At 38.1% G+C, this 6,206-nt stretch carries 7 protein-coding genes and 1 pseudogene; all 8 read right to left on the bottom strand.

What is annotated here, in order from left to right:
- Positions 1 to 104: pseudogene (locus D8872_RS10990) on the bottom strand (sigma-70 family RNA polymerase sigma factor); the annotation flags it as partial.
- A gap of 215 nt (positions 105 to 319) precedes the next feature.
- Positions 320 to 2,287, bottom strand: a complete 1,968-nt coding sequence (gene ftsH, locus D8872_RS04035) for an ATP-dependent zinc metalloprotease FtsH (protein ID WP_048765822.1) — start codon at positions 2,285 to 2,287, stop codon at positions 320 to 322.
- A gap of 17 nt (positions 2,288 to 2,304) precedes the next feature.
- On the bottom strand, positions 2,305 to 2,847 hold the full coding sequence (gene hpt / locus D8872_RS04030; RefSeq protein ID WP_045499858.1) for a hypoxanthine phosphoribosyltransferase: 543 nt from the start codon (positions 2,845 to 2,847) through the stop codon (positions 2,305 to 2,307).
- A gap of 8 nt (positions 2,848 to 2,855) precedes the next feature.
- Positions 2,856 to 4,130: a tRNA lysidine(34) synthetase TilS gene (tilS, locus tag D8872_RS04025; RefSeq protein ID WP_125390034.1), complete on the bottom strand. Its 1,275-nt coding sequence runs from the start codon at positions 4,128 to 4,130 to the stop codon at positions 2,856 to 2,858.
- The gene (locus D8872_RS04020; RefSeq protein WP_125390033.1) at positions 4,127 to 5,410 is read right to left on the bottom strand and encodes a serine hydrolase; all 1,284 of its coding nucleotides are present in this window, start codon (positions 5,408 to 5,410) and stop codon (positions 4,127 to 4,129) included. The genes tilS and D8872_RS04020 overlap by 4 nt, the downstream gene beginning before the upstream one ends.
- The gene (locus D8872_RS10985) at positions 5,403 to 5,531 is read right to left on the bottom strand and encodes an SP_0009 family protein (RefSeq protein WP_125372373.1); all 129 of its coding nucleotides are present in this window, start codon (positions 5,529 to 5,531) and stop codon (positions 5,403 to 5,405) included. Before D8872_RS10985 ends, D8872_RS04020 begins: the two co-directional genes overlap by 8 nt.
- Positions 5,532 to 5,533: 2 nt before the next feature.
- Positions 5,534 to 5,902, bottom strand: coding sequence for an FtsB family cell division protein (locus tag D8872_RS04010; protein WP_045499867.1), 369 nt, complete (start codon positions 5,900 to 5,902; stop codon positions 5,534 to 5,536).
- A complete protein-coding gene (locus tag D8872_RS04005; protein ID WP_125390032.1) occupies positions 5,895 to 6,161 on the bottom strand; it encodes an RNA-binding S4 domain-containing protein in 267 nt (88 codons plus the stop codon). Before D8872_RS04005 ends, D8872_RS04010 begins: the two co-directional genes overlap by 8 nt.
- Between the last annotated feature and the right edge of the window lie 45 nt (positions 6,162 to 6,206).

Genomic DNA, 6,206 nt, shown 5'->3' with positions numbered 1-6,206 from the left:
CCCTCTTGTTCCCAGTCACTACTCTCCCATAAATGTACATAATAATCCCGTGCACAGCGACGGACGATCCACTGCACTTTCTCATAGCGTTCCTTGAAGTTCATGTTATCTCCTTTTTCTTTGATAATATGATTCTACAAGAAAAAATCTTCCTTCAGGGGGCATTCCTCCATCCTGTCTATTTTATGCTCTAACTGGTTCCTAACAAAAAAATTTGAGACATCTCAGGGACTTTTTAAGACATGTTAGGCTTTAAAGAATAAAAAAATAGCTTGATTACACAATTAGTAATCAAGCTATTTAATAAGAAAAGCATCTCTTAATTTTCTTCCATTTTGGATTTTATTTCATCATAGGAAAGGGCATGCGCTTCTCGTTCCAAATCTTTTTCAGATTCTTCTGGCATATGACCTGTTTCATAGAGAGATTTAATTTGGGTGCTATCAAGCGTTTCATATTTAAGTAATGCTTCTGCAATCAATTTATGGGTTTCACGATTTGCTTGAATAATCTCAGCTGCTTTGTTTCGTGCTTCATTTAGTAATGAACGAACTTCCTCATCAATCTCATAGGCTGTTTGTTCTGAAATTGATTTTTGAGGACTTTGTGCACCAAACATAGCATGGTTACCTTCGTATTGGACTGGGCCAAGTTTTTCACTCATACCGTATTCAGTGACCATTGCACGCGCCATTTGTGTAGCTTGTTCAAAGTCATTTGAAGCCCCTGTTGTTTGCACATTAAAGATGATCTCTTCAGCTACACGACCACCCATGAGACCAGCCAATTGCTCTTTCATGTCTTCTTTAGACAGAAGCATTTGGTCTTCTTTAGGGAGGGCAATCATATATCCGCCAGCACGACCACGAGGCACAATGGTTACCTTGTGTACGACACGCGCATTGGACAAAACAAGTCCGACAATCGTATGCCCCGCTTCATGGTAAGCGACAATCTGACGATCACGCTCTGAAACGGTTTTATCTTTCTTAGATGGTCCTGCGATTACTCTGTCTTCAGCTTCATCAATATCATCGGCATCGATGACTTTTTTGTTACGACGCGCTGCAACTAGAGCTGCTTCATTCAAGACGTTTTCCAAATCAGCACCAACAAAGCCAGGTGTCTGCTGAGCAACTAGTTTCAAATCAACGTTCTTAGCCAGCGGTTTATTCTTAGCATGAACGCGAAGAATAGCTTCCCGACCTTTCACATCAGGGCGACCAACTAAAACTTTTCTGTCAAAACGACCTGGACGTAGAAGAGCTGGATCAAGAACATCCGAACGGTTAGTAGCCGCAATGATAATGATTCCTTCATTGCCTTCAAAACCATCCATTTCAATCAAGAGCTGATTAAGAGTTTGCTCCCGCTCATCGTTACCACCGCCAAGTCCAACACCACGCTGACGACCGACGGCATCAATTTCATCGATGAAGATAATAGCAGGAGCCGCTTTTTTCGCATCTTCAAATAGAGAACGAACACGGCTTGCTCCGACACCTACGAACATTTCAACAAAGTCAGAACCTGAGATGCTGAAGAAAGGAACACCTGCTTCACCAGCAACTGCCTTGGCAAGCAAGGTCTTACCAGTCCCCGGAGGGCCTTCCAAAAGAACACCTGCCGGAATACGAGCACCCAGCTTAGTATAACGTTTTGGATCTTTCAGGAATTCAACAACTTCAACAAGTTCTTGTTTTTCCTCTTCTGCACCAGCGACATCTGAGAAGCGTACTTTGATATCTTCTTTATTGGCCGCACGAGCTTTGTTACGTCCAAAATTCATAGCGCCACGAGCACCGCCACCGCCTTGATTCATCATAGACATAAAGATGAAGGCGATGATGATAAATGGAACCAAGGAAATCAAAAGATTAATCCACATTCCACTGGAGCTTTCACGCTTAATAGTCACTTCTGTCTCATGCTCAGCAGCTAGCTTTTGCAAATCAGAAACTGTTGTATCTGATGGCAAAACAACACTAGTAAATCTGCTAACTTTTGAGATTTCCGGACTGAAAAACAGGATTCCTGTCGTATCTTTTGATTCTTTAGGTTTTTTATAAGTACCTGATACCTCGATAATACTACCATTTGGCTGGTAGCTCATCTCTGTAACATTATTATTTTGGATTTCTTTTACTAATTGGCTGTAGTTAATTTGCTGGCTACGGCCTGTCGCACTTCCTGTAAAGAAATACTGAAAACCTGTAACAAGGACTACAATAATTAAAATATAGAGAAAAGGATTTTTTATAAAACCATTATTTTGTTTATTTTTCATTTATATCTAGTAAACCTTTATTTTGTATAAACTTCTTCTTTCAAGACACCTACATAAGGAAGATTGCGATAATACTCATCATAATCTAGTCCGTAACCTACTACAAATTCATTTGGAATTGTAAAGCAAGTGTAGTCTGCCTCAATGTCAACAATGCGTCCTTCTGGCTTATCCAACAACGTAGCAATTTTTACAGAAGCTGCATTTCTTTCTTTGAACAAATTACACAAATTCTTCAAAGTTTGGCCAGTATCGATAATATCTTCAACAAAAAGAATATCACGACCCGTAATATCTTGATCAATATCTTTGATAATATTAATCACGCCACTACTAGTTGTACCGCCATGGTAACTAGACACCAGCATAAAATCTAATTCAATATCTGTATCCACGTGTTTGATCAATTCGGCCATAAAAGGAACCGAACCCTTCAAAATTCCTACAAAAATAGGCTTTTTACCTTGATAGTCTACTGTCAGCTGTTGGCCCAATTTTTTTGCTGCTGCTACGATTTCCTCATGAGAAACCAATACTTTTTTAATATCTTGTTCTAGCATAATTTTACCTATCTAATTTTCTGAATATAAAGCACAGTACTCATTATATCACTTTTTAATTCCTTACTCAAATCACTGATAGCGATATTTACAATTGCCAAGATCTGCTGATTTTGCTCCACAATAATCGCTTTTTCGCGTTCTTCAAATGGAATTTTTTGATCAATGAATAGCCGACGAAGTTTTTTGTGATGTCCTTTCAAACGAAGACAATCACCTGTTTTCCTGTGACGTAAAAGAAGTGGTGTTTCACGTGAAACTGCAATCGCTTGAATATTTTCACCCTCCAAAGGAGTGCCAAATGAGAATTGATAGTCTCCAAATTGAAGTTGATTACCACATTCTAACAGAATTGAGCCCACTTTCAAATCAGACCTACGACTGATTTTTCTGATTTCAAAATGTTTATAATCTTTCACCAACTCATATTCATCCTTTAAAGGGTGGATGTAATTAGCCTTGGTTCGTAAGATTCCTAAGATTTCTTCAAATTGCTTTTTATTTATATTTAATGAAGGAAATTTCTTTAAATATTCCTGCAGGAGAAAATTTTGCACTTCTGGAATTTGCTGCTCAAACACTTCAAGATTTGTAATATCCAAATCTTGCGTCAGATGAGACAGAGCTGTCTGTAAGTTCTCAACTTCTTTCCCTAAAGAAATCAGAGAATCCTTAAAGCGTGGATTTTCCTTTTCAAGACTTGGAAGATAAAGATTACGGATCCGATTTCTGAGATAGTCATTTTGAAGATTGCTCTTATCTTCAAAATGCAAAATATCAGGGAAATCTTTCTTATGAAAATAAAGTAGAGGTCGGATTAATTCGCCATTTGCAAAAGGTTGAACCTCTGTCATTCCAGACAAGTGGCGCAGCCTTGCCCCTCTTAATAACCTCATAAACACCGTCTCGGCCTGATCATCAGCATGGTGAGCCGTTACCAAGGCCGTGTAGCCTTTTGCCAACATGATTTCTTCAAAAAAACAATAGCGAAATCGCCGAGCTTTTTCCTCAGAAAAATCACCTGAAAAATTTGAGCTGAAAAATTTCACACCAAGTTGCTGGGCAAAATTTGACAGCTCTTTTTCTTCCATATTTGACTCTGGTCGTTGCTTGTGGTTGACATGCACTATGCCCAGCTCAATCTCTAGCTCTTCCCTGTTTTTGTACAAAAGATGGAACAAGGTCATCGAATCCAAGCCACCAGAAACTGCTACCAACACTTTTCGATGATTTTGAAAATACCGCTTTTCCTGCATTTGTTTTCGAAACTTCTGATCGATCATTTCAGAACTCCGTACACATCATCCGCGATTTTAGAAATTGTATCGTAATCCGAATTATTCGTAAGAATAGCAATGATAAATGGCGAATCCGTATACACAATAGCGACATCATGCTTGAAGTCGTAAGCATCACCAATTTTATGAGCAACTTTTACATTGATGTTTTTAGAAATTCGCTGATTATCATAATTTGTTTGAGACAAGGCATCGACGATCATGCCATTTTGCTTATAAATGGCTTCCATAACATTGCCTGCCATTCGAGCCGAAGCTTGTCTGCTTTCCACATCCCACTTTTTACCCGCAATTTTTTCAATAGTATTTTGAAACTGGCTATCAGATTGATTGCTTGTATAGTAGGCAAGGATATTGTGGGCCACATTATCCGACTCTTTTGCTACTCCATTGATTAAGTCCTGCACAGAATATTCCTTATCATTTGCTGATTTGGAAATACTACCGCTTCCCTCAGGGTCGTAGGCACCTGCAAAATCATTGACAGCCGCTGTATATTTTAACTTTTTATCCAAGGAAAGGCTATGATTGTTCAGTTGCTCCTGAGCATAATAAAGATAAGGAATTTTCGTTACACTGGCTGAGTACATTTGTTGATCTGGATTAATGCCTGCTTCTTTGCCCGTTTCTAGCTGTTTTACATAAATAGAAAAGTCATCTTTTTTGTACTTAGAATTTAGAAGCTCCTGAACCTGTTCCATTCGATTATCTTCTTGGGAAAGAAAATCAACAGAAACCCAACCTTGACCTTCAATTTTAGCGTATTCTCCCTTAGCTGTTTGAGCAATTTGTACCACCTTTACTTTGCTATAAGCAGGTAGTTTAGCTGCAATCTTTTTAGAAGAATTGATCGGGATAGTATCGTAGAGCACATAGTTAGGGGCCAGCCATCTTTCTTGTTTGACATCTGTGATAGACTGAACCGTATCCTCATAAATACTATTCTTATCTGCAATTACAAACTGGCCATTCTTTAATTTAAAGATAGGAATCCCAGCTGCATTCACGTGCAACTCTGTCAGCTCTAGTGGCTGATCTGGCAAAAGTTTCCCAGCTACCTTAGTCAAAGTAGCATCTGTAAAAGTAGGCGTTTCTTCATAAACATTAGGATGTGTAGGGATACTCGTATGATAACGGCCATAAGCTGTACCTGTAAGCTGATACTTTTCTTCTTCGTCTAAAACAAGTTCCTTTTCAGTACTGATTGCTGTTTGACTGCTCCATAAGGCTGGCAGTAAAAATATCAGCAAAAGTAACTTACGCATGACCTCCCCTTTCCTTTTTCGTTTCTTGAAGTTTTAAAGCTTGATTCTTTTCGGATAATTCTGCTAGTTTTTCATCCGAAAAAGATAAAAATTTCTCTATATTTTGAAGTAAATTTTCCATGATTATTGTGGTAATAAATCTGGTGTTGTGTAAATGTATTCTCCTTCTTTTGAAAAAGAATACTTGGCACGAGCATATTTGGCAGCATAGCTGTCATCTTTCAACTTGGTTGCGATATCAGACTGATAGCTCTTTTCTTCACCTAATTTTTCATATTTTTTTTGTAGTTGTGCATATTGAGCACGACGATTAAGTAAAGTTTCGTAACTTTGATATAAATTATAGGCTGGAAGAATAAAAAGTAGCATGACTAAAATTAGAACCCATCCCATAAAACGATTTCGCTTCCGACGTTCCTCATCGAGGTATCTGCGACGCTGATTTTCATCTTGGATAAAGCGATTATTTATTTGAACAATATTTCTAGACATTTTCTTCAATCCTTGTCTCACTGATAATTTCATACATTTTAGCAGCATCTTCTTTTTTAGTGCTGTCTTTCATTTCTAGCACCCGCACTGTTAACAGCTTATTGCCAAAACGAACTTCAATTTGATCATTGATTTTCAAATCTGTCGAACTTTTTGCCAGGATTCNATTTACCTTGATACGACCTTTATCTGCTACCTCTTTAGCTACTGGACGCCGCTTGATAATGCGTGATACCTTTAAATATTTGTCTAATCTCATAGTCTTTTCCTCGATTTTCTCTTAATATTCTATCATTCTTTTGAA

The sequence above is a fragment of the Streptococcus cristatus genome, assembly GCF_003943815.1.
GTDB classification, from domain to species: Bacteria; Bacillota; Bacilli; order Lactobacillales; family Streptococcaceae; genus Streptococcus; species Streptococcus cristatus_F.
Note: the sequence above shows the minus strand (reverse complement) of the source record. Positions and strands in the feature narration are given on the sequence as shown.